Here is a 23,258-nt window from a genome sequence, read left to right on the forward strand (position 1 = left end):
ATGCTGTGCCCTCAGATCTATGCCGCACGTCCCGTCTTCGCTGCCCATCTCCCGCTGAGTGTGACCACAAACACGAGAGCGGCGAGCATCCAGGCGAGCCAGGAAGGACCGCCAGGACGCACCACGATCCATGCAACGATCAGGGACCCGATCACCACGACCGCCAGGGCCACCAGATGACCGACGCCGGCGGCGCTGGTCGGAAAAGGCAGACGGGTTTTCCAGGATCTCCCCACGATGCGGCTGGTCACACGGCTGGTCGCTCCCACAAGTAGGGCTGCGGCAACGAGGAAGAAGCCCGAGATCTGCTGCGGCAGAAGAGCAATTGCCACGACTGCGGCACCTGTGATTATGCCGGTTGTCGCGTAATACCACCACGGAACAACGGTCTGGTGGTCAGCCACATCTGATCGGGCGAACAGCTCGTGGTCTTCTGCTGAGGTGGCGCCCATATTCGTAAGTCAACCCGTGGCCCATTGCTGTGTCAAGTTCTGTGCCGATCCGATCCACCCGCGGATATTGTCAGCCACCTTGCCGCCATACATATCTGTTGTACCGCCGACAATGCTTCAGGGCGCTGTTCCGACTCCTCACCCGGTGGGCTCAGCCGGGGCGTAGCCAGAGCACGCCGAGCGGCGGCACCCGCAGCGCGACCGAGGCGGGCAGGCCGTGCCAGGGCAGGTCCTCGGCGGTGACCCCGCCGAGGTTGCCCACCCCGGAACCGCCGTAGCAGTCCGCGTCGGTGTTCAGGATCTCGGTCCAGCGGCCGGCCAGCGGCAGCCCGATCCGGTAGCCTTCGTGCGGCAGCGCGGCGAAGTTCGCCACGCAGACCAGCGGCGAGCCGTCGGTGGCGATCCGGACGAAGGCGACGGTGTTGTTCGCCGAGTCGTCGGAGACGATCCACCGGAAGCCGGCCGGCGCGGTGTCCTGCGACCAGAGCGCGGGCACGTCCCGGTAGCTCCGGTTCAGGTCGCGGAGCAGCCGCTGCAGGCCGGCCCGGCCGGGATCGTCGAGCAGCCGCCAGTCCAGCCCCCGGGTCTCGCTCCACTCCTGGTCGTCGCCGAGCTCGCTGCCCATGAAGAGCAGTTGCTTGCCCGGATGCGCCCACATGTACGCCAGCAGCGCGCGTACCCCGGCGAGCTTCCGCCACTGGTCGCCGGGCATCTTGCCGAGCAGCGACCCCTTGCCGTGCACCACCTCGTCGTGGCTGATCGGCAGCACGTAGTTCTCGCTCCAGGCGTACACCAGGGAGAAGGTCAGGTCGTTGTGGTGGTGCTGGCGGTAGATCGGATCCTTGCCGACGTAGGTCAGGGTGTCGTGCATCCAGCCCATGTTCCACTTGAAGCCGAAGCCCAGCCCGCCGGAGTCGGTGGAACGGGTCACCCCCGGCCAGGCGGTCGACTCCTCGGCCACCATCAGCACGCCGGGATGCTCCCGGTAGACGGTCGCGTTGACCTCCTGGAGCAGCGCGATCGCCTCCAGGTTCTCCCGCCCGCCGTGCTGGTTCGGCAGCCACCCGCCGTCGTCGCGGGAATAGTCGAGATAGAGCATCGAGGCGACGGCGTCCACCCGCAGACCGTCCACATGGAACTCGTCGCACCAGTAGAGCGCGTTCGCCACCAGGAAGTTGCGGACCTCGGGACGGCCGTAGTCGAAGACGTACGTGCCCCAGTCGGGGTGCTCGCCGCGGCGCGGGTCGGGGTGCTCGTAGAGCGGGGTGCCGTCGAACCGGGCCAGCGCCCAGTCGTCCCGGGGAAAGTGCGCCGGAACCCAGTCCAGCAGCACCCCGATCCCGGCGGCGTGCAGCCGGTCCACCAGGTGGCGGAAGTCGTCCGGGTCACCGAAGCGCGCGGTCGGGGCGTAGTAGCCGGTCACCTGGTAGCCCCAGGAGCCGCCGAACGGGTGCTCCATCACCGGCAGGAACTCGACGTGTGTGAAACCCATGTCGACGACGTACGCGGTGAGCTGGTCGGCCAGCTCCCGGTAGGAGAGCCCCGGCCGCCACGAACCGAGGTGCACCTCGTAGACGCTGATCGGCTCCTGGTGTGCCTGCCGCCGCGCCCGCCGGGCCAGCCAGTCGGCGTCGGACCACTCGTAGCGGGACTCGTGCACCACCGAGGCGGTGGCCGGCGGCACCTCGGTGCGCCGGGCCAGCGGATCCGCCTTGTCCCGCCACTGCCCGTCCCGGGAGAGGATCCGGTATTTGTAGCGCTGCCCGGGTGCCGCCTCCGGCACGTGGATCTCCCAGATCCCGCTGCGCCCGAGCGAGCGCATCGGCCAGCCCTCGTGCGCGCCCCAGCCGGTGAAGTCACCGACCACCCGAACGCTGCGGGCGCTCGGCGCCCAGACCGCGAACGAGACCCCGCCACCGGGGGCGGGCCGGGCGCCGAGCGCCGTCCAGAGCCGCTCGTGCCGGCCCTCCGCGATCAGGTGCAGGTCGAGCTCGCCGACGGTCGGCGGATGCCGGTACGGGTCGTCGCGCGGCTCGCCACCGTCGACCACCACCCGGTAGTCCAGCACCGTGCCGGGGAGCGTCGCCTCGAAGACCCCCTCGTCGTGCACCCGACGCATCGGCCGGCGCTCGTCGCCGACCAGCAGCTCCACTGTGCCGGCGCCCCGGCGCAGCGTACGGATCACCGTCCGGTCGCCCTCCGGGTGCGCGCCGAGCAGCGCGTGCGGGTCGTACGCCGTACCGCTGATCAGCTCGTCCATCCCACGCCTTCCGGTCCGCCGATGCCGGCAGTGCTGTCGGTTTCGATGTGGCCGCCGTAGCGGTGCACGGTGAAGACGTGTGCGGGGACGAGATAGGGGTCGAGCCGGACGGCGTTGTGCTGCCCCCAGTCGTACCGGGCGCCGGTCAGCTCGTCGTGCACGCCGAAGCGCTCGTGCCAGTCGAAGCCGAGCGCCGGCATGTCCAGCACGGTGTTGCCCCACTGCACCTGCGCCGGGTCGACCGAGCAGACCACCAGCACGGTGTTGCCGCTGGCCGGGTCCCGCTTCGACCAGCAGAGCAGCGCCGGGTTGTCGATCTCGTGAAAGACCAGGTTGCGCAGCCAGTGCAGGGCCGGATTCGCCCGCCGGACCGCATTGAGCCGGGCGAGGAACGGGGCCAGCGACCGCCCCTCCGCCTCGGCCGCCGCCCAGTCCCGGGGGCGCAGCTCGAACTTCTCGTTGTCGAGGTATTCCTCGGCGCCGGGCCGGGCGACGTGCTCGAAGAGTTCGTAGCCGGCGTAGATCCCCCAGGAGGGGGAGAGGAGGCTGGCCAGCACCGCCCGGATCTTGAACATCGGCGGCCCGCAGTGCTGGAGGTGCTCCGGCAGGATGTCCGGGGTGTTCGGCCAGAAGTTCGGTCGCATGTGGTCGGTGGCGGCGACCAGCTCGGCGCAGTACTCCCGCAGCTCGGCCGGGCTGGTCCGCCAGGCGAAGTAGGTGTAGGACTGGGTGAACCCGATCCTGCCCAGCCCGTGCATCACCGCCGGCCGGGTGAACGCCTCGGCGAGGAAGAGCACGTCCGGGTCGTGCCGCTTGACCTCCCAGATCAGCCAGTGCCAGAAGTCGAACGGCTTGGTGTGCGGGTTGTCCACCCGGAAGATCCGGACGCCCTGCGCCACCCAGTGCCGCACGATCCGCAGCACCTCGGCCCGGATCCCCTCCGGGTCGTTGTCGAAGTTGATCGGGTAGATGTCCTCGTATTTCTTCGGCGGGTTCTCGGCGTACGCGATCGACCCGTCGGCCCGGGTGGTGAACCACTCCGGATGCTCGCGTACCCACGGATGGTCCGGCGCGGCCTGGAGCGCCAGGTCCATCGCCACCTCGATGCCGACCTGCCGGGCGGCGGCGACGAAGGCCCGGAAGTCCTCAAGCGTGCCCAGGTCGGGGTGGATGGCGTCGTGCCCGCCCTCGGCGGCGCCGATCGCCCACGGCGAGCCGACGTCGTCCGCCTCGGCGACCAGGGTGTTGTTCCGGCCCTTCCGGTTGACCCGGCCGATCGGGTGGATCGGCGGCAGGTAGAGCACGTCGAAGCCCATCGCGGCGACGCCGGGCAGCCGCTGCGCGGCGGTGCGGAAGGTCCCGGACCGGGCCGGCTCCCCGTCGCGGGCCAGCACCGCACCCTCCGAGCGCGGAAAGAACTCGTACCAGGCGGAGAAGAGCGCTCTCGGCCGGTCCACCCAGATCGTCCCGGCGGCCGGGGCGTCGGTCAGCAACTCGCGGACCGGATGCTCCCAGAGCAGCTCGGCCAGGCCCAGCGCGGGCGAGATCCGCTCCGCCAGCCGCCGGTCGCCGTCCCGCAGCGCGGCGGCGGCCTCCCGCACCCGCTCCCGCTGCCCCGCCGGTACGCCCCCGGCGGCCCGGTCCAGCAGCTCGGCGCCCTCGGCCAGGTCGTTGGCGAGCTCCGCCGCCCCCTGCCCGGCGTCCACCTTCTTGACCACCGCATTCCGCCAGGTCAGGTAGGGGTCGTCGAACGCCTGCACGGTGAAGCTCCACTCGCCCACCGCGTCGGGCCGGACGGCGGCGTGCCACCGGTCGTCGACGTGCGGGCCGGGCCGCATCCGGACCACCGGCCGGGGCACGCCGTCCGGGCCCTGCCAGGCGACCTGGCAGCCCATCGCCGCATGCCCCTCCCGGTACGACCGCGCGCTCACCGGCACCACTTCGCCGACCACCGCCTTGGCCGGGTACCGACCACCCGCCACGGACGGCGTCACGTCCTCGATCGGGATCCGTCCACTCACCCTGCCCAACCTACTGTGAATGATCGACCTCCGCCCGGCGGGTAAGGAAGGGCCCCCGCTTATCGTTTTCTGTTGTAGAAGGGCCCCCTCCTAACCGGCTACGCGCGCGGCGAGTGCCTCGCGGTAGACCGTCATGGTGCGGTCGGCGATGGCGTCCCAGGAGAAGTGCTCGACCGCCCGGCGGCGGCCGGCCCGGCCGAACTCGACGGCGCGTTTCGGGTCGTCCAGCAGGTCGGTGATCGCGGCGGCGAGGTCCGCCACGAAGCGGTCGGGGTCCAGCGGGGTGCCGGTGCCGTCGCTGGCCTGGGCGATCGGCACGAGCAGCCCGGTCGAGCCGTCCGCAACCACCTCGGGGATGCCGCCGGTGGCGGTCGCGACCACCGCCGTCTCGCAGGCCATCGCCTCCAGGTTGACGATCCCCATCGGCTCGTAGACCGACGGGCAGACGAAGACGGTGCTGTGGGTGAGGATCTGGATCACCTCGGGCTTGGGCAGCATCTCGGCGACCCAGACCACGCCCTCCCGGGCGGCCCGCAGCTCGGCGACCAGCTCTTCCACCTCGGCGGCGATCTCCGCCGTGTCGGGTGCGCCGGCCAGGAGCACGAGCTGCGCCTCCGGCGGGAGCGTGCGGGCGGCCCGGAGCAGGTACGGCAGCCCCTTCTGCCGGGTGATCCGGCCGACGTACGTCACGCTGGGCCGGGTCGGGTCGACGCCGAGCCGCTCCAGCACGTCGGTGCCGGGGTCGGGGGAGTACTGATGTGTGTCGATGCCGTTGTGTACCACCCGGACCCGCTCCGGCGAGACGGACGGATAGGCGGCGAGCAGGTCCCGCATCATCCCGGCGGAGACCGCGATCACCGCGTCGGCGGCCTCCAGCGCGGTCCGCTCGCACCAGGAGGAGAGCGCGTAGCCGCCGCCGAGCTGCTCGGCCTTCCACGGCCGCAGCGGCTCCAGGCTGTGCACGGTCACCACGTGCGGCACCCCGTGCAGCAGCTTGCCGACGTGGCCGGCGAGGTTGGCGTACCAGGTGTGGCTGTGCACCAGGTCGGTGCCGGCGGTGCCGGCCGCCATCGCCAGGTCCACCCCCATGGTCCGCAGCGCGGCGTTCGCGTGCGCCAGCTCGGCCGGATCCGGGTACGCGGTGACGCCCGGCCCGTCGTGCGGCGGCTGGCGCGGTGCCCCGAAGCAGTGCACCCGGGTGTCGGCCCGGGAGCGCAGTTCCCGGGCGAGGTATTCGACGTGCACCCCGGCCCCGCCGTACACCTCGGGCGGGTACTCCCGGGTCAGCAGGTCGACCCGGATCCGCCGGTCCTCGGGTGCGGAATCAGTCACAGCCGGCACCCTAGTGCAGCCCGCCGCGCCCCGCCCGGCAACGTGCCCACCGCATGCCGTGGCCACCGTGCGCGGGGGTGTGGCTCAACCGGCCACGATCAGGCTGACGCCGATGGCGAGCATGGTGGCGGCGATCAGGGCGTCGAGGAGGCGCCAGGCGGCCGGCCGGGCGAAGGCGCGGCCGAGTAGCCGGGCGCCGTAGCCGAGCGCGGCGAACCAGACGACGCTGGCGAGCACGGCTCCGGCGCCGAACGACCAGCGCCCGGACCGGCCGTGGGTGTTGGCGATCGAGCCGAGCAGCAGGACGGTGTCCAGGTAGACGTGCGGGTTCAGCCAGGTCAACGCCAGCACGGTGAGCACGGCGCCGCGCAGCGTGCCGGTGCCGGTGCCGGTGGCGTGCAGGCTCCGGGTGCCGAAGACCCGGCGGGCCGCCAGCAGGCCGTAGCCGATCAGGAAGGCGGCACCGGCCCACCGGAGCACGCTGAGCGCCACCGGGGCGCGTTCGACCACCGCGCCGACCCCGGTGATGCCGGCCAGGATCAGCACCGCGTCGGAGGCGGCGCAGACCGCCACCACCGGCAGCACGTGCTGGGCGCGTACGCCCTGGCGGAGCACGTACGCGTTCTGGGCGCCGATCGCCACGATCAGCGACAGGCCGACGCCGAAGCCGGTGACGAGGACGGGGACCAGGTCGGCGGTGCCGGCGGAGGCGAGGGTCACGGGCCCGACCATAGGAAAGCCGTCCGGATCACTCCAGCTAATCTTTCTGACGGATCATTAGGATCTCTTAACATGGACCTCCACTTCGAGCAGCTCCGCACCTTTGCCGCCGTGGTGGACCACGGGTCGTTCGAGGCGGCGGCCCGGCGGCTGCACGTCACCCCGTCGGCGGTCAGCCAGCGGATGAAGGCCCTGGAGAGCACCGTCGGCCGGGTGCTGGTCGAGCGCGCCAAGCCGGCCCGGCCGACGCCGTCGGGCCGGGTCGTGCTCCGGCTGGCCCGGCAGGTCACGCTGCTCGCCACCGACGCGTTCCGGGAGCTGGGGCAGGACTCGGCCGATCCGGCGGCGGACCCGGTGGAGTTCAGCCGGATCCCGATCGTGGTCAACGGCGACTCGCTGAACACCTGGGTGCTGCCGGCCCTGGCGGCGGCGCGGGAGCGGATCTGTGTCGACGTCTACCGCGAGGACCAGGACCACTCCGTCGAACTGCTCCGGCAGGGTACGGCGATGGCCGCCGTCACCTCCGACTCCCGGCCCGTGCAGGGCTGCGCCGTACGTCCGCTCGGCCGGATGCGCTACCGGCCGATGGCCAGCCCGGAATTCCTCCGGACCTGGCTGCCGGAGGGTCCGACGGTCGAGGGCCTGTCCCGGGCGCCGATGCTGGTCTTCGACCGGCGGGACGACCTCCAGGAGCGCTATCTGCGGCGGCGGGCGCGCCGGGCCTGGGACCCGCCGCGCCACTACGTCCCCTCCTCCGGGGACTTCCCGGAGGCGATCCGGCTGGGGATCGGCTGGGGGATGGTCCCGGAGCAGCAGCGCGTCCGGTATCCGGCCGGCACCCTGGTGCCGATCGATCCGGAGGTGGTGGTCGAGGTGCCGCTCTACTGGCAGCAGTGGCGGCTCGACTCCCGGCTCCTCGGCGTACTGGCCGACTGCGTGGCCGCCGCCGCGGCCGGGAGCCTCGACCAGCCCGGGTCGGAAGGACCCGGCCAGCGGAAGTCGGGTGAAACGGGCGGTTAAAGATCTTGGTGGGACGAAGCCGACGAGCCCTGTGCGGCGGGCTGCCGGCTCCGTTACCGTCGGAACATGTCAGCCAAAGTCCTCGCGATCGTCCTGGCCGGAGGAGAGGGCAAGCGACTGATGCCCCTGACAGCCGACCGGGCCAAGCCGGCCGTGCCGTTCGGTGGCATGTACCGCATGATCGATTTTGTGCTGTCCAACCTGGCCAATGCCGGGTTCCTCAAGATCGTGGTGCTGACGCAGTACAAGTCGCATTCCCTCGACCGGCACGTCACCAAGACCTGGCGGATGTCGAACCTGCTCGGCAACTACGTGACCCCGGTGCCGGCGCAGCAGCGGCGCGGTCCGTGGTGGTTCGCCGGCTCGGCGGACGCGATCTACCAGAGCTTCAACCTGATCAACGACGAGCAGCCGGACTACGTCATCGTCTTCGGCGCCGACCACATCTACCGGATGGACCCCCGGCAGATGCTGGACGACCACATCGCCTCCGGGGCCGGGGTGACGGTCGCCGGCATCCGGCAGCCGCTCACCTCCGCCGACCAGTTCGGCGTGATCGAGGTGGCCGGGGACGGCCGGCGGATCCAGGCATTCCGGGAGAAGCCGACGGACGCGAAGGGGCTGCCGGACGCGCCCGACGAGATCTACGCGTCGATGGGCAACTACATCTTCACCACCAAGCTGCTCTGCGAGGCGGTCGAGACCGACGCGGCGGACAAGGCCAGCAAGCACGACATGGGCGGCAGCATCATCCCGATGATGGTCGAGCGGGGCGAGGCGAACGTCTACGACTTCCGGGACAACGAGGTGCCGGGCAGCACCGAGCGGGACCGGGCGTACTGGCGGGACGTGGGGACGCTGGACTCGTTCTACGACGCGCACATGGACCTGATCGCCGTCCACCCGGTCTTCAACCTCTACAACTACGAGTGGCCGATCTACACCGACCACCCGCCGTGGCCGCCCGCGAAGTTCGTGCACGACCTGGAGGAGCGGGTCGGCCGGGCGGTCGACTCGATGATCTCCCCGGGCGTGGTGATCTCCGGCGCGCTGGTGGAGAACTCCGTCGTGTCGCCGAATGTCCGGGTGCACTCCTGGGCCCACGTGCAAGGCTCGGTGGTGATGGAGGGGGTGGAGGTCGGGCGGCACGCCGTCGTCCGCAACGCCATCCTCGACAAGAACGTGGTGGTGCCGGAGGGCGTGGAGATCGGCGTCGACCTGGAACGGGACCGCGAACGCTACACGGTCACCGACCGTGGCATCGTGGTCCTCGGCAAGGGACAGCGCATCGATCCCTGACCCGTCGACGACCACCCGCGAGGATCCGGCGGCACCGGCCGTCCGCACGGCGGCCGGGCGCCCCCGGTCCCCGTGCCCCGCACCGCGCCCGAAGGAGGCCCCATGTCGGTCCACGCCCGCGCCGGCCAGCCCGCCCAGCCCGAGGACCTGGTGGACGTGCCGCGGCTCGTCACCGCGTACTACGCCGAGCACCCGGATCCGGCCGACCCGGCGCAGCAGGTCTCCTTCGGCACCTCCGGGCACCGGGGGTCGAGCCTGCGGGGCGCCTTCAACGAGGACCACATCCTGGCGATCACCCAGGCGACCTGCGACTACCGGCGGGAGCACGGCGTCGACGGGCCGCTCTTCCTGGCCCGCGACACGCACGCGCTCTCCGCGCCGGCCGAGGTCAGCGCCCTGGAGGTGCTGGCCGCCAACGAGGTGACGGTGCTTGTCGACAGCCGGGACGGCTACACCCCGACCCCGGCGCTCTCGCACGCCATCCTCCGGCACAACGCCGGGCGCGCCGACGGGCTCGCCGACGGGATCGTGATCACCCCGTCGCACAACCCGCCGCCGGACGGCGGCTTCAAGTACAACCCGACGAACGGCGGCCCGGCCGACACCGACGCGACCAAGTGGATCCAGGACCGGGCGAACGCGCTGCTCGCCAGCGGCCTGCGCGAGGTCAGGCGCATCCCGTACGCCCGCGCCCGCACCGCCGACACCACCGGCCGGTACGACTTCCTCGCCCGCTACGTCGACGACCTCCCGTCGGCGCTGGACCTGGCGGCGGTACGCGAGGCCGGGGTGCGGATCGGTGCCGACCCGATGGGCGGGGCGAGCGTCGCCTACTGGGGCGAGATCGCCGACCGGCACGGCCTCGACCTGACCGTGGTGAACCCGCTTGTCGACCCGACCTGGCGGTTCATGACCCTGGACGGGGACGGCAGGATCCGGATGGACTGCTCCTCCCCGCACGCGATGGCCTCGCTGATCGCCCGGCGCGCCGACTACCAGGTCGCCACCGGCAACGACGCCGACGCCGACCGGCACGGCATCGTCACCCCGGACGGCGGCCTGATGAACCCCAACCACTACCTCGCGGTGGCGATCTCCTACCTCTTCGGCAACCGGCCGGACTGGCCGGCCGGGGCGGCGGTCGGCAAGACCCTGGTCTCCTCCTCGATGATCGACCGGGTCGCCTCCGACCTGGGCCGGACGTTGCTGGAGGTGCCGGTCGGCTTCAAGTGGTTCGTGCCGGGGCTGCTGGACGGCTCGATCGGCTTCGGTGGCGAGGAGAGCGCCGGGGCGTCGTTCCTGGCCCGCGACGGCAGCACCTGGACCACCGACAAGGACGGCATCCTGCTCTGCCTGCTCGCCGCCGAGATCATCGCGGTGACCGGCCGGAGCCCGAGCGAGCACTACGCCGAGCTGGTGGGCAGGTTCGGCGAGCCGGCGTACGCCCGCATCGACGCGCCGGCCGACCGGGAGCAGAAGGCCGTGCTCGGGCGCCTCTCCCCGGAGCAGGTCGGCGCGACCGAGCTGGCCGGGGAGCCGATCACCGCCACCCTGACCGAGGCGCCCGGCAACGGCGCGGCGATCGGCGGGCTGAAGGTCAGCACCGCATCCGGCTGGTTCGCCGCCCGCCCCTCCGGCACCGAGGACGTCTACAAGATCTACGCCGAGTCCTTCCGGGGACCGGAGCACCTCCGCCGGCTCCAGGAGGAGGCGCAGGCGCTGATCACCGACGTCCTGAAGGCGGCCTGACCGGCGTACCCGGGAAGCGGGCCCGCGTCCGGCGGGCCCGGCGGGGGAGGGGTGCGGTCAGCCGGGCCGCGCCCCCGGTTCGTCCCCGGGCCACCGGTCACCGGCGTCGAGCCGCTTGCGCAGCAGCGTGGCGAGCGGGATCGACTGGCCGTCCGGGCCGCCCTCGCCGACGACCAGCTTCGCCGGCTGCGGCCGGAGCGTCACCCCGGTCAACCGGGCACGCAGGCTGGTCGGGACGGTCAGCAGATAGAAGTTGCCGGCGGCGTCCACCGCGTGCAGCCGGGCCAGGTCGAGATACCAGCCGGTGAGGCGGGTGCGGTATCGGGTACGGCCGTTGTAGGCGAGCGCCGTCAGCCCGGTCTGCCGCAGCCCCCGCGCCCGGGCGGTGACCGCGAACGACTCGACGAGCAGCCGGGCCTCCTCGCGCTCCGCGTCCCGGCGGCGCTGGTCGGCCGTCGCCCGCGCGGCGATCGCCTGCCGCCGTTGCTCCGCCCAGTCTCCGGACCCGCCCTGCCCCATCCCCAGCACGGTACGCCCACGCCGACCTGCGGGCGGGGCCAGCTCCGGCCCGACCTGGATCGTCGCCGGCCTCACTGGTAGCCGCCCGGCGGGTGTCCCCGGGACGCCGGATAGCCGGACAGTGCCCCCTTCTCCTGCCGCCGGCGCCGGGCCCGGACCAGCAACCAACCGAGTACGCCGGCACCGGCAAGCACCACCAGCAGGCAGAGCCCGCCGATGGCGTAGGCGACCGGGCTGAGCCGCAGCTCGGCCGGCCCGCCGCCGGGTGGGGGAGCGGCCACGGCCGGTGAGGTGGCGTCCGCGGTGGGAGTCGGATCGGCGTCCGGGCCGGGCTGCGCCCCGGCCGGCTCGACGTCGGCGGTCAACGCCCTGACGAGGTTGAGCGCGCCGTAGCCGTACTGGGGGTCGCGGCCCCGGGTGCCGCGGTCGGTCGCGGTCGCGGTGAGCCGGTGCACCACCTCGGCCGCGGAGAGATCCGGGTACTTCGCCCGGACCAGTGCAGCCGCCCCGGCCACGATCGCCGTGGAATTGCTCGTTCCGTTGCTCGACTGGTACGCCCCGGTCCGGCTGGTGGAGGCGATGTCCACCCCGGGCGCGACGAGCCCGACGGCGTCGCCGGTCACGCTGATCGGGGCGAGCGTCCCGTCCCGCCCGGTGGCGCCGACGGCGAGCACTCCGGGGTAGGCCGCCGGGTAGCCGACGAACCCGTCGTCCGGGCGGTTTCCGGCGGCGGCGACGACAACGATGTCGGCGGCCAGGGCCTCCCGAACGGCCTGCTCCAGGCTGTCGCTGCCACCGGCGGAGAGCGACAGTGACAGTACCCCCGGCTTGCGACGCACCGCCTCCCGGACCGCGAGCGGCAGGTCGTCGCCGGCACCGACCTTGGTCCGCGAGCTTCGTACCGGCAGGATCCTGGCCTTGGGGGCGATCCCGAGCACGCCGTCCGCGTTGCCGGACCCGTGCCCGTGCCCCGCGATCAGGCCCGCCATCGCGGTGCCGTGCCCGTCGGTGTCCTGCCCTCCGTCGGTGTCCGCGCCGGTCACGTCGGCGCCGGGCAGGACGTTGCCGGTCAGATCCCTGTGGTCCGCCCGCACCCCGGTGTCGATCACCGCCACCACGACCCCGGCACCCTGGCTCAGCCGATGCGCCTGCGCGACGGCGAGCGTCCGCAGATGCCATTGCCGGTCCCGCGCCGCGTCCGCCATTGCGGCGGGGGCGCCGAGCGGTACCGCGAGCAGACCGCACACGGCCGCCGCGCCCCAGCGCGGCAGCCGTGTGCGGAGACCGGGCGCCGTCCTCACCGGTCCTTCCCGAGAATTCCACTGCCGGGCTCGTGCCGGTCGACGTCCCGGTTCGGCTCGATCTCGGGGGCGACGCCCTGCTCGACCTCCCAGGGGTTGTCGGGGTCCCAGCGGCGCTGCTCCGGCTCGTCCGGGTCACGCCGGCCACGAGCACCGCCGGGCGCACCGGTGCCGGCGGCTCCGCCTCCGGCACCGCCACGGCGGGTAACCGCCCTGGCGCCGGCCGGGCCGGCACCGGTCCCACCGGCCCCGCCGGGCCGGCCACCCTGCGTCCCGATGACGCCGCCGACCGGATTGACTCCGCGAGGTGGGCCGCCCGAGCGGGATGCGCCGACGGCACCGGGTGGCGCGCCGCCGCCTCCGCCGGGCCGGGCGCCGATCACGCCGCCCGGCGGCGCACCGGTCGGGCCGGTACCGAGCGGGCCGACCTTCCCTGGAACGCCGGTGCCGCCGCGCGGTCCGACGCCGGGTCCCGGGCCCGGTACGCCGCCCAGGCCGGACGGCACGCCGATGGTCGGCGGGACGACAGGTGGGACCGGTGCCGGCGCGACGACCGGAGCGCCGGGCGGAACCGGAGCCACCGGCGGGGGTGGCCCGGGGACCGGCGGGGCGACGCCGGTCAGGCTCGGGCCGTCACCCCCGGGATAGCTGGGTGGGTCGACCTGCTCCGGAGGCAGCTCGGTCTGCGTCTGCGGTGGTGGCGTTCCCTCGATGTAGCCGGGCCCGGAGCCCTCCGCCTCGGCGCGGCGGCGCGGCGGCGGGTTGACGACGGGCGGCCGGACCGTCCCCTCCGAGTCGTCGTCGAACTCCCGTGCGTCGTCGCCCCTGTTGACCGCCGGAGGAACGTATTCCGGTGGTGGCTGGATCCGGCCGCCACCGTCCCGCGCAGCGCCGTCCATCTCCACCTGCACTGCGCGGGCCCGGGCGACCAGCGCCGCCTGCTGGGCGTCGCTCACCGGCGGATCGGTGAGCAGCGTCATCGTGCCCTCGCCGAGGAGGTCTCCGGCCTTCTGACCCAGGGCGGTCAGGCCGAAGCGCGACCCGGCGGCTCCGCCCACCGCCCCGCCGACGTCACCGGCCAGCTCGACCTGCCGCTGGTAGTCGGCCAGCTTCCGCTGGTTCTCCAGGTACTCCTTGTAGATCGGCTCCAGCTTGGTGCGTGCCTGCTCGATCGCGTCGGCCACATGCCCGATGTGCGTGGCGTTGTTCTGGGCGGCGGTCGACGTCTGCCGGCTCGCCTCGATCAGCCGGTCGAGCTCGACCATGTACGCCGCCGAGGCCGCGTTCTGCTCCGGCGGCCAGAGCGTGGCGAGCTGGTTACGGCAGTCCTGCAACCTGCTGGCGTGGCCGCCCAGCATGCTCGACACCCGCTCCCAGGCCGCGACCTGCTCCCGGCTGGGCCGCAGCCTCTGCTGCGCCGCCTCGACCAGCCGCCAGAGGTGCGGGATGTAGGCATCAGCCATTGTCGGCGGCTCCCGTCGATCCGGCCGGGGCGGGACCGGCGCCGGGCTGCGGCCCGGTCTGCTCGGTCGGCGGCAGGACCTCGTGCACGTCGCTCACCGTCGCGTGTGCGAACGCGTCGGAGCCGCCGTAGTTGGCGGCGATCTGCTCCGCCGCCTGCGCCACCGCCTGGGTCCCCTTGTCCAGGTTGACCAGTGCCACCAGGCTCTTCTGGATGCAGTCGTCGTAGCGGTCCTGCAGGTGCAGCCAGTCGTCGCCCTCCAGCCGGTCGCCGATGGTGGCGCCCTGCCGCATGGCGTCGTGCACCGGTGGCACCTGGGTGCGGTAACCCTCTTTGAGCTCCTCGCGCATTGCCGCCGCCGCGCTCGCCAGACCGTCGATCTCGACGCTGATCTGGCCGATGACGGCACCGACTGCCGCACTGATCGCGGCGCCGGTCGCCGCGCCGATCGATGGACCAACCGAACTCATCGCAACCCCCGCGGTTGGTGCAGAAAATGGTCGCGGCTCATTGTAGTTCGATGGCGACAATGCGTCGTTGTCCAATTGGTCGGTCACGGTCGCGAAGCGGACAGCAGGCCGGCCCGGCCGGTTCGTCCGATCCGCTGGCGGCCGTCGACCCCGGTTCACGCCGATGTCGCCCGACGCACGCCTACCGGCCGCCAGCTGCGGTGATGCTGTGCCCCGATCGCCGGGCCCGACCCGGCCGACCTCGACAGCGCAGCGGAGACCCGGCCGACCGGGCAGCCGCGGCACAGATTGAAACAGGTGATATCCCATGTCCCGACGGCGCCAACTACTCGGCGCGCTGCTGGTGACGGCGGCCGTACTGGCCGTGATGCCGACCGGCGTCCAGGCCGGCGAGCGCCACCGACCGGAGCACGGGCGGAGCTTCGACATCCAGGCTCACCGGGGCGGGCTCGGCCTGCGGGTGGAGAACTCCCTCGCCTCCTTCGGCAACGCGCTCCAGCTCGGGGTCACCACCCTCGAGCTGGACGTGCAGGTCACCGAGGACCGGCAGCTCGTCGTCACGCACGACCGGCGGGTCAGCGGCACCAAGTGCGCGGACACCGCTCCGGCCACCCCGGGCGACCCCGAGTTCCCCTACGTCGGCAAATACGTCAACACGTTGACCCTGGCCCAGGTGCGTACCCTCGACTGCGGCTCGCAGACCCTTGCCGACAAGCCGGGTCAGCTCGCCGTCCCCGGCGCCCGGATGCCGCTGCTGCGCGAGGTCTTCGCGCTCGTCAAGCGCTACGGCGCGGACGACGTGAAGCTCAACGTGGAGACCAAGGTGGAGGCCGGCGCGCCGACCGAGACCGCACCCCGCGAGCAGTTCGTGCAGCTCACCGCGGCCGAGGTCCGGGCGGCCGGGCTGCTCAAGCAGGTCACCATCCAGAGCTTCGACTGGGGCGCCCTGATGCGGATGCGCCAGGTCGAGCCCCGGCTGCCGCTGATCGCGCTCACCAACTACGACTTCCTGCAGACCGGGCAGCCGGGCGCCTCGCCCTGGCTCGGCGGTATCGACATCGACGACTTCGGCGGCGACCCGATCAGGGCGATCAGGACCTTCGGCGCCAGCGCCTTCTCCCCGGTGCACGGCTTCCCGCAGAACGGCACCATCGGCGACCCGGGCTACCAGCCGTACGTGACGAAGCAGATGGTCGCGCACGCGCACCGCAACGGGATCAAGGTCGTGCCGTGGACCATCGACGACGTACCGACGATGGCGAAGCTGATCGACGACGGCGTCGACGGCATCATCACCGACTACCCGGACCGGCTGCGGACGCTGCTCGCCCAGCGCGGCTACAGGCTGCCGAAGGGGCACGCCGCGCCCTTCGACATCCAGGCGCACCGGGGCGGCCGGGCGACCCGGCCGGAGAACACCCTGCCGGCCTTTGCCAACGCCCTGGCCAACCCGGCGATCTCCACCCTGGAGCTGGACACCGGGGTGACCGCCGACGGGCACCTGGTGGTCTCGCACGACCGGACCGTCAACGGCAGCCACTGCGTGGACACCCGTCCGGCCTGGCCCGGCGACCGGGAGTTCCCGTACGTCGGCAAGCGCGTGCACGACCTGACGCTGAAGCAGATCCGCACCCTCGACTGCGGCTCGAAGACCCTGCCGGAGCTGCCGGAGCAGGTGGCGGTGCCGGGTGCCCGGATCCCGACCCTGGACGAGGTCTTCGACCTGGTCAGGCGGAGCGGCCGGCATGACGTGCGGCTGAACATCGAGACCAAGATCAGCCCGCTGGTGGCCGACACCGAGCCGTACCGCAGCTTCACCGCGAAGCTGGTCCGGGCGATCGAGCGGGCCCGCTTCGTCGACCGGGTCACGATCCAGTCGTTCGACTGGCGGACCATCACCTTCGCCCGCGACCTCAACCGGCGGATCGAGACCGTCGCCCTGGTCTGGCAGTACGGCCCGACCGAGTGCGCCAGCCTCGCCGACGAGTGCTCGCTGCGGGCGGTCTACGGCGACCCGTCGGTGAAGAGCCCGTGGACGGCGGGGCTGGACTGGTGGCGCTACCGGGACCTGGGCAGGCTGGTCCGGGCCGCCGGGGCCGGTACGGTCTCCGCCAACTGGCAGGTGCACGACCCGGAGCAGGGCACGGTGCCGTCGGCCGACTGGTACCTGCGGCAGGATCCGGCCTACTTCCACGGCCCGAAGGTGGCCGACCTGCAACGGCGGCACGGCCTGAAGGTCGTTCCCTACACCGTCGACGACCCGGAGATCATGCAGCGGGTGATCGACCTGGGGGTGGACGGCATCATCACCGACTACCCGGAGCGGCTGGTGGCGGTGGCGATCCGCAACGGCCTGCGCTGATTCCCCCTACCCGTTCCGCCCGACAAATGCGGGGCCCGGCTCGATGGCCGGGCCCCGCACCGCGCGTGCCGCCCCGGTACTCCCTGACGCAGTCGCCGCGATCTCCGGAGCCCTGCCGGGTGTACGGGCAGTGAACGCGACCACGAACTCCTGCCGCACCTCGCCGTCTGCGTACGCGATCACGTGCCGGGGGTCGGTGTAGATCCCGAGGATGCCGGTCAGCTCGACATTGAGTCCGGTCTCCTCCCGGGTCTCCCGGATCACCGCGTCGCCGAGGGTTTCGCCGAGTTCCATCGTGCCGCCCGGCAGCGACCAGTTCCCGGAGTCCGCGCGCCGCTGCAACAGGATCCGGCCCCGGTCGTCGGCGACCAGCGCGGACCCGCCGGGTATCAGCGATGTCGCTGCCGGGGCGGACGGGTCGTCGAAGTAGTCCACCCGTCGACTCACCGGCTGGCCTCCCGCATCACTCCTTGCCGAGCGGACCGGCCCTCGTCAGTCGCTCGGCAGGCCGGTCCGGCGCACATGCTCGGCCTCGGCCGGATCCCCGTAGCAGTGCCCGTGCGTGCATGTCGCCGGGTCGCCGCACGGGTTCCGGATCATCCGCTCCGGTTGGTCCCGGACGAGGCCGGTCAGCTCGATCGTCAGCCGGTTCTCGTCGCGGATCCGCGCGGCCTCCGCCGCCTGCTCCGGGGTGTGTCGCCGTGGCCGGGTCATGTTCCCCACGCTACCCACGGGCCGCCGCCGGGCGCAGCATGCCGCCGCAGCTCGTCCAGATCCGTCGACGCGTACCGGGTCGGCACCGCCCGGAGCAGGTCCGCCACCGCGATGCCGACGGTCCGGACCGGGGTCGGGAGCGCCTGCGCGGCGGCGAGCCCGTACCCGATCCCGTCTGCGACATCACCGCGGCGCACCAGCGCGAGGCCGTAGTACACCTGCGCCTCCCGCCACCACACCGGCACCGGCCGCAGGATCGGTTCGGCCGTCTGCCACGTCTGGTCGGCGGCGGCGGGCTCGCCGATCCGGGCCTCCAGGTAGTGCTGGAAGCTGACGGTCCGGGCGAGCGGCCCGTCCGGGCCGGTGTCGGGTAGCCGCTCGGCGACGTCCAACATTCCGCCCAGCGCGCGTCTGCCAGCCGGTAGGTCCTCGGCTAGGGCGTGTACGTGGACCAGCGCCGAATGCGCCTCCAGGGCGCCGAGCGACGGCCGGTCAGAGATGGCCAGAGCCTCGCCGGCCTTCGCCGATGTCTCCCACAGGGTGTAGCCCTCGAAAATGCCCCGGCTGGCAGTCCGGGCCCGGACGAAGACCTGGGAGGCGGTGTCGCCGGAGCGGTCAGCGAGCAGCACCGCCGTCCGGTACCAGCCGTGAGCGCCCGACACGTCGTCCTGGTTGCCGCGCCACAGGCCGTAGAGCTGGGTGAGCAGGCCGGCGGCCCGGAGCAGGTCCGGCGTCGCACCCCGGCTGACGATCTCCTGCTTGGCCAGCATCACCTGGCCGAGCAGGGCAGCACCGTAGGCGGGAGACGGGTCGGTGACGAGGCGGCGGGAGTAGTCGGCAACCACCTGCCCCCAGTCTTCGACTTCACCAGCGGCGTCGACCAGGCCGGCCCGGATCAGCTCGGCGACGGCGACCGCCCCGGCGAGGCCGGCGACTCCGGCCGCGGCGGTCAGGGTGGTCAACAGGGCGCGTCGGCGCATGGCCTGGTCCTCTCCAGTCAGTGCGATCAGGACCGTCAGCAGCGGGGCCGTGCCCAGCGCCCGGTCGCACGCCGCTGCCAGTTCCGGGCTCAGCGACCGGACGCCCGTCTCGACGTGGCCGATCGCTGCCTTGCTGAAGTGCGTACGAGTGGCGAGGGCGGCCAGGCTCATCCCTGCGGCCTCTCGTAGAGAGTGGAGCACCTGTCCCGGCGTGCTGGCCATGATCGCGCCCTATCTGTAGACGGTGGTAGACGCGGGGCGGCTCCCTACGGACCGTAGGCGGGGCCATGCTCCCTGACAAGGGGCCGCACGGCGGTGGATGTCGACCACCGGTCGCAACCGGGCGCCCCGGCCGGTCCGGAGCTTCGTCCCCCCCCGGACGTTCCGGGCCGGCGCCGGATGAGGTGGAGAGTGGCGCTTCGTGACTGGTGTCCGGGGCGCCACGACCCGGGAGGTGACGGAAGAGTGGATCTCGTGGACCGGTGGCGGGCGGATCGCCGGATCGAGGAGCAGCATCGGGACGGTGGCCGGTGTGCCGAATGCGGCCCCCGGGTGGGTGTGTGGTGCTGCTCGCCGCCGTCCGTCGCCGGGTCGACCGGGCGGGGCACCGGCACGATCCGGTCGGGCTTCGGGAGGCTGGTGTGATCCGGCTGGTGCGGCGGTGGCTGACTGTCGAGTGGCCGGTGCCGGTGGAGTGCGCCTTCGCCCGTCTCGTCCTCGGTGCCCACGCGTTGCGGCGGTGCGGCCGGTGTGGTCCGGACGGCTGCCCGCTGTGGTCGTGGGCGGTCGAGGTGCACCGGCGGGAGCAGGCGGTGCGGGTGCTGCTCGGTGGGACGCTGCCGGCGGCGGTCACCGCCGGGGATGTCCGGGCGGCGCTGGAGCGGGTCCGGTGAGCGTGCCGCAGAGCGCTTCCGGGCTGGCCGTCGACTGGGCGTGGGCGACCATCACCACCCATGCCGAGCGGGGCCGGTGTGGCGGCTGTCGGGGGTCGTGGTGCCCGACGGCGGAGTGGGCGTTGTGGGTCGTCATCACCGACGCGCTTGTCGGCCGGGATCCGCGACGGTGTCAGCTCGTCACCGTGGTGGCCCGGCAGGTCCTCGACGCGCACTGGCCGCGCGGGATCGACGGCTGCCGGCCGTGCGGGCTGCCGGACTGCGGCCGCATCCAACTCGCCGGCACGTGGCTGGAGGTCGTCGGCGACGACGCGATCCCCGAATCGGTGCGGATCCTGCTCCCGTCCGCGACCCCGACACCGGAGGACCTACGACGGATCACCGGCATGAACGGCCCCACCACACCGGACACATGATCAGGCGCGGGAGGCGTGACCCATGGATTCCCCGCTCAGACCTGCGGCGCGGCCTCCGTCTGCCGCTCCTTGACGAAGTGGACGTGCATCCAGCCGGGCTGCGGGCCGCGCCACCAGACGGTGGGTTTCTGCAACGCGATCCCGAGCGCGGCGAGCGCCTTGGTCGTCAGCCGCCACTGCGGGCGTACCAGCTTGGCGCCGCAGTGCACGCAGCCCTGCTCCTGGCCGTAGGTGCCGCGCGGGTTGCCGGCGAGGTCGGTGACGGCGGCGGCCAGGGCGTTGGTGTCGACGCGCTGGCCGACCAGCGAGCTGGTCTCGACCCGCAGCGCGCCGAAGAGGTCACGCAGCTTCTCCAGGCTGAACGAGTTCACGTGCCCCCACGGGGGGTTGCGCCGGCCGCAGTCCCGGCAGGTGGTCTGGCCGAGGCGCAGGTCCTGCCGGAAGGGCACACCGATGATGAGGTCCCGCCGGGCCACCCGGGCCAGCTCGGTGCAGGCCGCCGCGAGGCGGTCGGCGGGGACGTGTTCCAGCACCTCGGTGCAGAGGACGAGGTCGAAGCTGTCGTCCGGGTAGTCCAGGGCGGTGATGTCGCCCTGCACGCACTCCACCCGCTCGTGGTCGACCGTCGGCGCGGTGAGGTCGAGCGCGACCACCCGGTCGTAGCGGTCCGCGAGCCGGCGGGCCAGATGGCCGTCCCAGGCGCCGGCGTCCAGCGCCACGCCACCGCCCTCCGGGATCAGCCGGAAGAGGTCGTCGATCCGCTCCCGTTCCTGGGGCGACTTGCGAAGTTCGGCGCGTTGGACGGCCAGATCCATGGTCCTTCTCCCTGATCCCGGCTGGACGGTTCGTTCAACGACTCAACGATCCGCCGGTGACGCCGGCTCGCTCGCCCCGCTGGCCGAAACGCCCTGGTGGCAGCGGCTCAGCGCCGGTGTGCGGCGCTGTCGAAGTAGTCGCGTACCCGCGCGACCACGCGCTCCAGTTGGCCGTCGGAGAGTTCGGGATAGATCGGCAGGGAGAGGCACTCCCGGGCCCACGCCTCGGTCACCGGCAGGTCGCCGGGGCGGTGCCCGAGCGAGGCGTACGCCGGTTGCAGGTGCAACGGGACCGGATAGTGCACCCCGGCCTCGATCCCGGCCTCCCGCAGGTACGCCCGCAGCCCGTCCCGGTGCCCGCTGCGCAGCACGAAGAGGTGGTAGACGCTGCGGCGGTTCGGCGGCTCGACGGGGAGCACGAGGTCGCCGACCCCGGTCAGCCGGGCCCGGTAGGCGGCGGCCAGCTCGCGGCGGCGCCGGTTTCCCTCCGCCAGGGTCTCCAGCTTGACCGCGAGTACCGCCGCCTGGAGGGTGTCCAGCCGCTCCGCGTAGCCGACGCTGAGGTGCTCGTACTTGCTGGTCCGCCCGTGGTTGGCGAGCCGCCGGATCCGGTCCGCCAGCTCCGGGTCGGCGGTGGTGACCGCACCGGCGTCGCCGAAGGCGCCGAGGTTCTTGCCGGGATAGAACGAGAAACAGCCGACCCGGCCGTACGCCCCGGCCCGCACCACCGAGCCGTCCGGCTGGACGTACTCGGCGCCGTGCGCCTGGGCGGCGTCCTCCACCAGCGGCACCCCGGCCGCGGCGGCGAGCGCGCCGATCGCGGCGAGGTCGACCGGCAGCCCGTAGAGGTGGACCGGCAGCACCGCCCGGACCCGGTCGACGACCGCCTTCAGGGCGTCCGGGTCCATCCCGCCGGTCTCCGCGTCCACCTCGACGAAGCGTGGCCGGGCGCCCAGCCAGCTCACCGGCTCGGCGGTGGCGACGAAGGTGTGCGCCGGCACGGCCACATCGTCGCCGCGGCCTATCCCGAGCGCGGCCAGGCTCAGGTGGATCGCGGCGGTGCCGGAGGCGACCCCGACCGCGTGTCCGGTGCCGCAGAACGCGGCGAACGCCGATTCGAACTCGCCGACGTCGCGGCCGAGAATGAAGCGGGTCTCCTTGACGACCGACCGCATCGCCGCGTCGATCGCCGACCGGTGCCGGTCGTAGGAGGCGGCCAGGTCGACCAGGGGGATTCGGGACATGCTGGGCTCCTGATGCTGCTCAGTGGAGGGCCGTGGTCAGGTCGGTACGCCGGTCGGTGACCTGCGGCACGGCCACGGTCGCGCCGCCGGCCCGCAGCGAGGCGTCCACCGCCTCCAGCACCGCCACCACCCGGGCGCCGTTCCAGCCGTCCGTCCGGGGCCGGGCGCCGGTGCGTACGCAGTCGAGGAAGTGCCGCAGCTCCAGTTCGAGCGGCTCCACCATCGACAGCGCCGGCACGTGCACCGCGTCGTCGCGCAGCCGGTACCGCCGGATGCCGTGCCCGTCCGGCTCCAGCGGCTCCGCGCCCTTGTCGAAGACGGTCAGCCGGGCCTCGGTGTTCAGGTCGTCGTAGACCAGCATCCGCCGGGTGCCGACGACGGTGGTGCGACGGGTCTTCGCCGGGTCCAGCCAGCTCACGTGCATGTGCGCCACCACGTCCCCGGGATACCCCATGGTGACGAAGACGACGTCCTCGACGCCGTCGTGCAGATACCGCCCGCCCTGCGCGGCGACCCACCGCGGCCCGGTGCCGAGCAGGTAGTTGGCGATGGAGACGTCGTGCGGCCCGATGGACCAGAAGGTGTGCAGGTCGCTCTGGATCCGGCCGAGGTTGAGGCGCTGGGAGTGCAGGTGGAGGACGTCGCCGATCTCGCCGGAGCGGACGTACTCGTGCATCCGCACCACGGCGGGGACGTACTCGAAGGTGTGGCCGACCATCAGCACCAGGCCGGCCCGGTCGGCGGTCCCGGCCAGGGCGACCGCGTCGGCGACCGACATCGCCAGCGGCTTCTCGACGAAGACGTGCCGGCCGGCGGCCAGCACCCGCCGGACCAGCGACGCGTGGCTCGGCGCCGGGGTGGCGACCAGGACCGCCTCGACCCGGTCGTCGGAGAGCACCGCCGCCAGGTCGTCGGTGGCCCGCAGCCCCGGGTAGCGCTCCGTCGCGGCCCGGCGCCGTTCCGGACTGGCGTCGACCACGTGACGCCACCGCGACTGCGCGAGCCTGTCGAGGTTACGGGCGAGGTTGGTGCCCCAGTAACCGAAGCCGATGAGGGCCAATTCTCCGGTCACGCAGACCTCCATTGGATCGCACCGCTGGCTTTCGCCGCCCGACAGGAGATGAATCGATTCCTGAAATCGATTTATCGAGAATGGGAGATCGCAGATTGCCTCAATTAGTCGGGATCGTGCAATGGCCGGGCCGCGACCCGCCAGCCGGCTGTCCGTT

Annotated in this window: 20 protein-coding genes and 1 pseudogene; 6 read left to right on the forward strand and 15 right to left on the reverse strand. The window is 72.7% G+C overall.

Translation table 11 applies throughout. From position 1 onward, the window contains the following. Nucleotides 1–17: 17 nt before the first annotated feature. From ACN27G_RS08435 to ACN27G_RS08455, 5 genes are all read right to left on the reverse strand, one after another. Entirely contained in the window at nt 18–452 is a 435-nt protein-coding gene (locus tag ACN27G_RS08435) for a hypothetical protein (RefSeq protein ID WP_421492210.1), read from the reverse strand. A 151-nt stretch (nt 453–603) separates the two neighbouring features. Continuing rightward, nucleotides 604–2,712, reverse strand: coding sequence for a 1,4-alpha-glucan branching protein GlgB (gene glgB / locus ACN27G_RS08440; RefSeq protein WP_421492211.1), 2,109 nt, complete (start codon nt 2,710–2,712; stop codon nt 604–606). After that, the gene (locus ACN27G_RS08445) at nt 2,700–4,733 is read right to left on the reverse strand and encodes an alpha-1,4-glucan--maltose-1-phosphate maltosyltransferase (protein WP_421492212.1); all 2,034 of its coding nucleotides are present in this window, start codon (nt 4,731–4,733) and stop codon (nt 2,700–2,702) included. Before ACN27G_RS08445 ends, glgB begins: the two co-directional genes overlap by 13 nt. Before the next feature lie 90 nt (nt 4,734–4,823). Continuing rightward, a complete protein-coding gene (gene glgA, locus ACN27G_RS08450; RefSeq protein WP_421492213.1) occupies nt 4,824–6,065 on the reverse strand; it encodes a glycogen synthase in 1,242 nt (413 codons plus the stop codon). 84 nt (nt 6,066–6,149) lie between these two features. Then, complete coding sequence (locus tag ACN27G_RS08455) at nt 6,150–6,755, reverse strand: LysE/ArgO family amino acid transporter (protein ID WP_421497275.1); 606 nt, start codon at nt 6,753–6,755, stop codon at nt 6,150–6,152. A 102-nt stretch (nt 6,756–6,857) separates the two neighbouring features. On the opposite strand from ACN27G_RS08455, the gene ACN27G_RS08460 reads away from it, so the two are divergent. The 3 genes and pseudogenes from ACN27G_RS08460 to pgm all read left to right on the forward strand — a co-directional run bounded on the left by ACN27G_RS08460 (nt 6,858) and on the right by pgm (nt 10,853). Further along, a complete protein-coding gene (locus ACN27G_RS08460; protein ID WP_421492214.1) occupies nt 6,858–7,805 on the forward strand; it encodes a LysR family transcriptional regulator ArgP in 948 nt (315 codons plus the stop codon). A gap of 63 nt (nt 7,806–7,868) precedes the next feature. Continuing rightward, nucleotides 7,869–9,104: pseudogene (glgC, locus tag ACN27G_RS08465) on the forward strand (glucose-1-phosphate adenylyltransferase); the annotation flags it as partial. A 102-nt stretch (nt 9,105–9,206) separates the two neighbouring features. Next, nucleotides 9,207–10,853: a phosphoglucomutase (alpha-D-glucose-1,6-bisphosphate-dependent) gene (pgm, locus tag ACN27G_RS08470; RefSeq protein ID WP_421492215.1), complete on the forward strand. Its 1,647-nt coding sequence runs from the start codon at nt 9,207–9,209 to the stop codon at nt 10,851–10,853. A gap of 57 nt (nt 10,854–10,910) precedes the next feature. On the opposite strand, the gene ACN27G_RS08475 is transcribed toward pgm, so the two are convergent. From ACN27G_RS08475 to ACN27G_RS08490, 4 genes are all read right to left on the reverse strand, one after another. Further along, nucleotides 10,911–11,372, reverse strand: coding sequence for a hypothetical protein (locus ACN27G_RS08475; RefSeq protein WP_421497276.1), 462 nt, complete (start codon nt 11,370–11,372; stop codon nt 10,911–10,913). A 71-nt stretch (nt 11,373–11,443) separates the two neighbouring features. Continuing rightward, nucleotides 11,444–12,577, reverse strand: a complete 1,134-nt coding sequence (locus ACN27G_RS08480; protein ID WP_421497277.1) for a S8 family serine peptidase — start codon at nt 12,575–12,577, stop codon at nt 11,444–11,446. Nucleotides 12,578–12,669: 92 nt separating this feature from the next. Beyond that, the gene (locus tag ACN27G_RS08485; protein ID WP_421492216.1) at nt 12,670–14,136 is read right to left on the reverse strand and encodes a hypothetical protein; all 1,467 of its coding nucleotides are present in this window, start codon (nt 14,134–14,136) and stop codon (nt 12,670–12,672) included. Further along, on the reverse strand, nt 14,129–14,605 hold the full coding sequence (locus ACN27G_RS08490) for a hypothetical protein (RefSeq protein WP_421492217.1): 477 nt from the start codon (nt 14,603–14,605) through the stop codon (nt 14,129–14,131). Before ACN27G_RS08490 ends, ACN27G_RS08485 begins: the two co-directional genes overlap by 8 nt. Before the next feature lie 307 nt (nt 14,606–14,912). Between ACN27G_RS08490 and ACN27G_RS08495 the strand changes: the two genes are divergently transcribed. Continuing rightward, complete coding sequence (locus tag ACN27G_RS08495; protein ID WP_421492218.1) at nt 14,913–16,967, forward strand: glycerophosphodiester phosphodiesterase family protein; 2,055 nt, start codon at nt 14,913–14,915, stop codon at nt 16,965–16,967. Between the two features lie 6 nt (nt 16,968–16,973). Here the strand turns inward: ACN27G_RS08495 and ACN27G_RS08500 are convergent, their stop codons facing one another. The 3 genes from ACN27G_RS08500 to ACN27G_RS08510 are packed head-to-tail and all read right to left on the reverse strand — an operon-like array spanning nt 16,974 to nt 18,883. Next, nucleotides 16,974–17,414, reverse strand: a complete 441-nt coding sequence (locus ACN27G_RS08500) for an NUDIX domain-containing protein (protein ID WP_421492219.1) — start codon at nt 17,412–17,414, stop codon at nt 16,974–16,976. A 45-nt stretch (nt 17,415–17,459) separates the two neighbouring features. Beyond that, nucleotides 17,460–17,681 (reverse strand): hypothetical protein, encoded by a 222-nt coding sequence (locus ACN27G_RS08505; protein ID WP_421492220.1) that lies wholly within the window; start codon nt 17,679–17,681, stop codon nt 17,460–17,462. Continuing rightward, the gene (locus tag ACN27G_RS08510) at nt 17,678–18,883 is read right to left on the reverse strand and encodes a helix-turn-helix domain-containing protein (RefSeq protein ID WP_421492221.1); all 1,206 of its coding nucleotides are present in this window, start codon (nt 18,881–18,883) and stop codon (nt 17,678–17,680) included. Before ACN27G_RS08510 ends, ACN27G_RS08505 begins: the two co-directional genes overlap by 4 nt. Before the next feature lie 338 nt (nt 18,884–19,221). On the opposite strand from ACN27G_RS08510, the gene ACN27G_RS08515 reads away from it, so the two are divergent. Then, nucleotides 19,222–19,554, forward strand: coding sequence for a hypothetical protein (locus ACN27G_RS08515; protein ID WP_421492222.1), 333 nt, complete (start codon nt 19,222–19,224; stop codon nt 19,552–19,554). Next, complete coding sequence (locus ACN27G_RS08520; RefSeq protein ID WP_421492223.1) at nt 19,551–19,970, forward strand: hypothetical protein; 420 nt, start codon at nt 19,551–19,553, stop codon at nt 19,968–19,970. The genes ACN27G_RS08515 and ACN27G_RS08520 overlap by 4 nt, the downstream gene beginning before the upstream one ends. A gap of 35 nt (nt 19,971–20,005) precedes the next feature. On the opposite strand, the gene ACN27G_RS08525 is transcribed toward ACN27G_RS08520, so the two are convergent. The 3 genes from ACN27G_RS08525 to ACN27G_RS08535 all read right to left on the reverse strand — a co-directional run bounded on the left by ACN27G_RS08525 (nt 20,006) and on the right by ACN27G_RS08535 (nt 23,101). Next, a complete protein-coding gene (locus ACN27G_RS08525; protein WP_421492224.1) occupies nt 20,006–20,785 on the reverse strand; it encodes a class I SAM-dependent methyltransferase in 780 nt (259 codons plus the stop codon). A 107-nt stretch (nt 20,786–20,892) separates the two neighbouring features. After that, nucleotides 20,893–22,029: a DegT/DnrJ/EryC1/StrS family aminotransferase gene (locus ACN27G_RS08530; protein ID WP_421492225.1), complete on the reverse strand. Its 1,137-nt coding sequence runs from the start codon at nt 22,027–22,029 to the stop codon at nt 20,893–20,895. A gap of 19 nt (nt 22,030–22,048) precedes the next feature. Continuing rightward, nucleotides 22,049–23,101, reverse strand: a complete 1,053-nt coding sequence (locus ACN27G_RS08535) for a Gfo/Idh/MocA family protein (protein ID WP_421492226.1) — start codon at nt 23,099–23,101, stop codon at nt 22,049–22,051. Nucleotides 23,102–23,258: the final 157 nt, after the last annotated feature.

Source organism: Plantactinospora sp. WMMB334 (genome assembly GCF_049179095.1).
Taxonomy (GTDB): domain Bacteria; phylum Actinomycetota; class Actinomycetes; order Mycobacteriales; family Micromonosporaceae; genus Plantactinospora.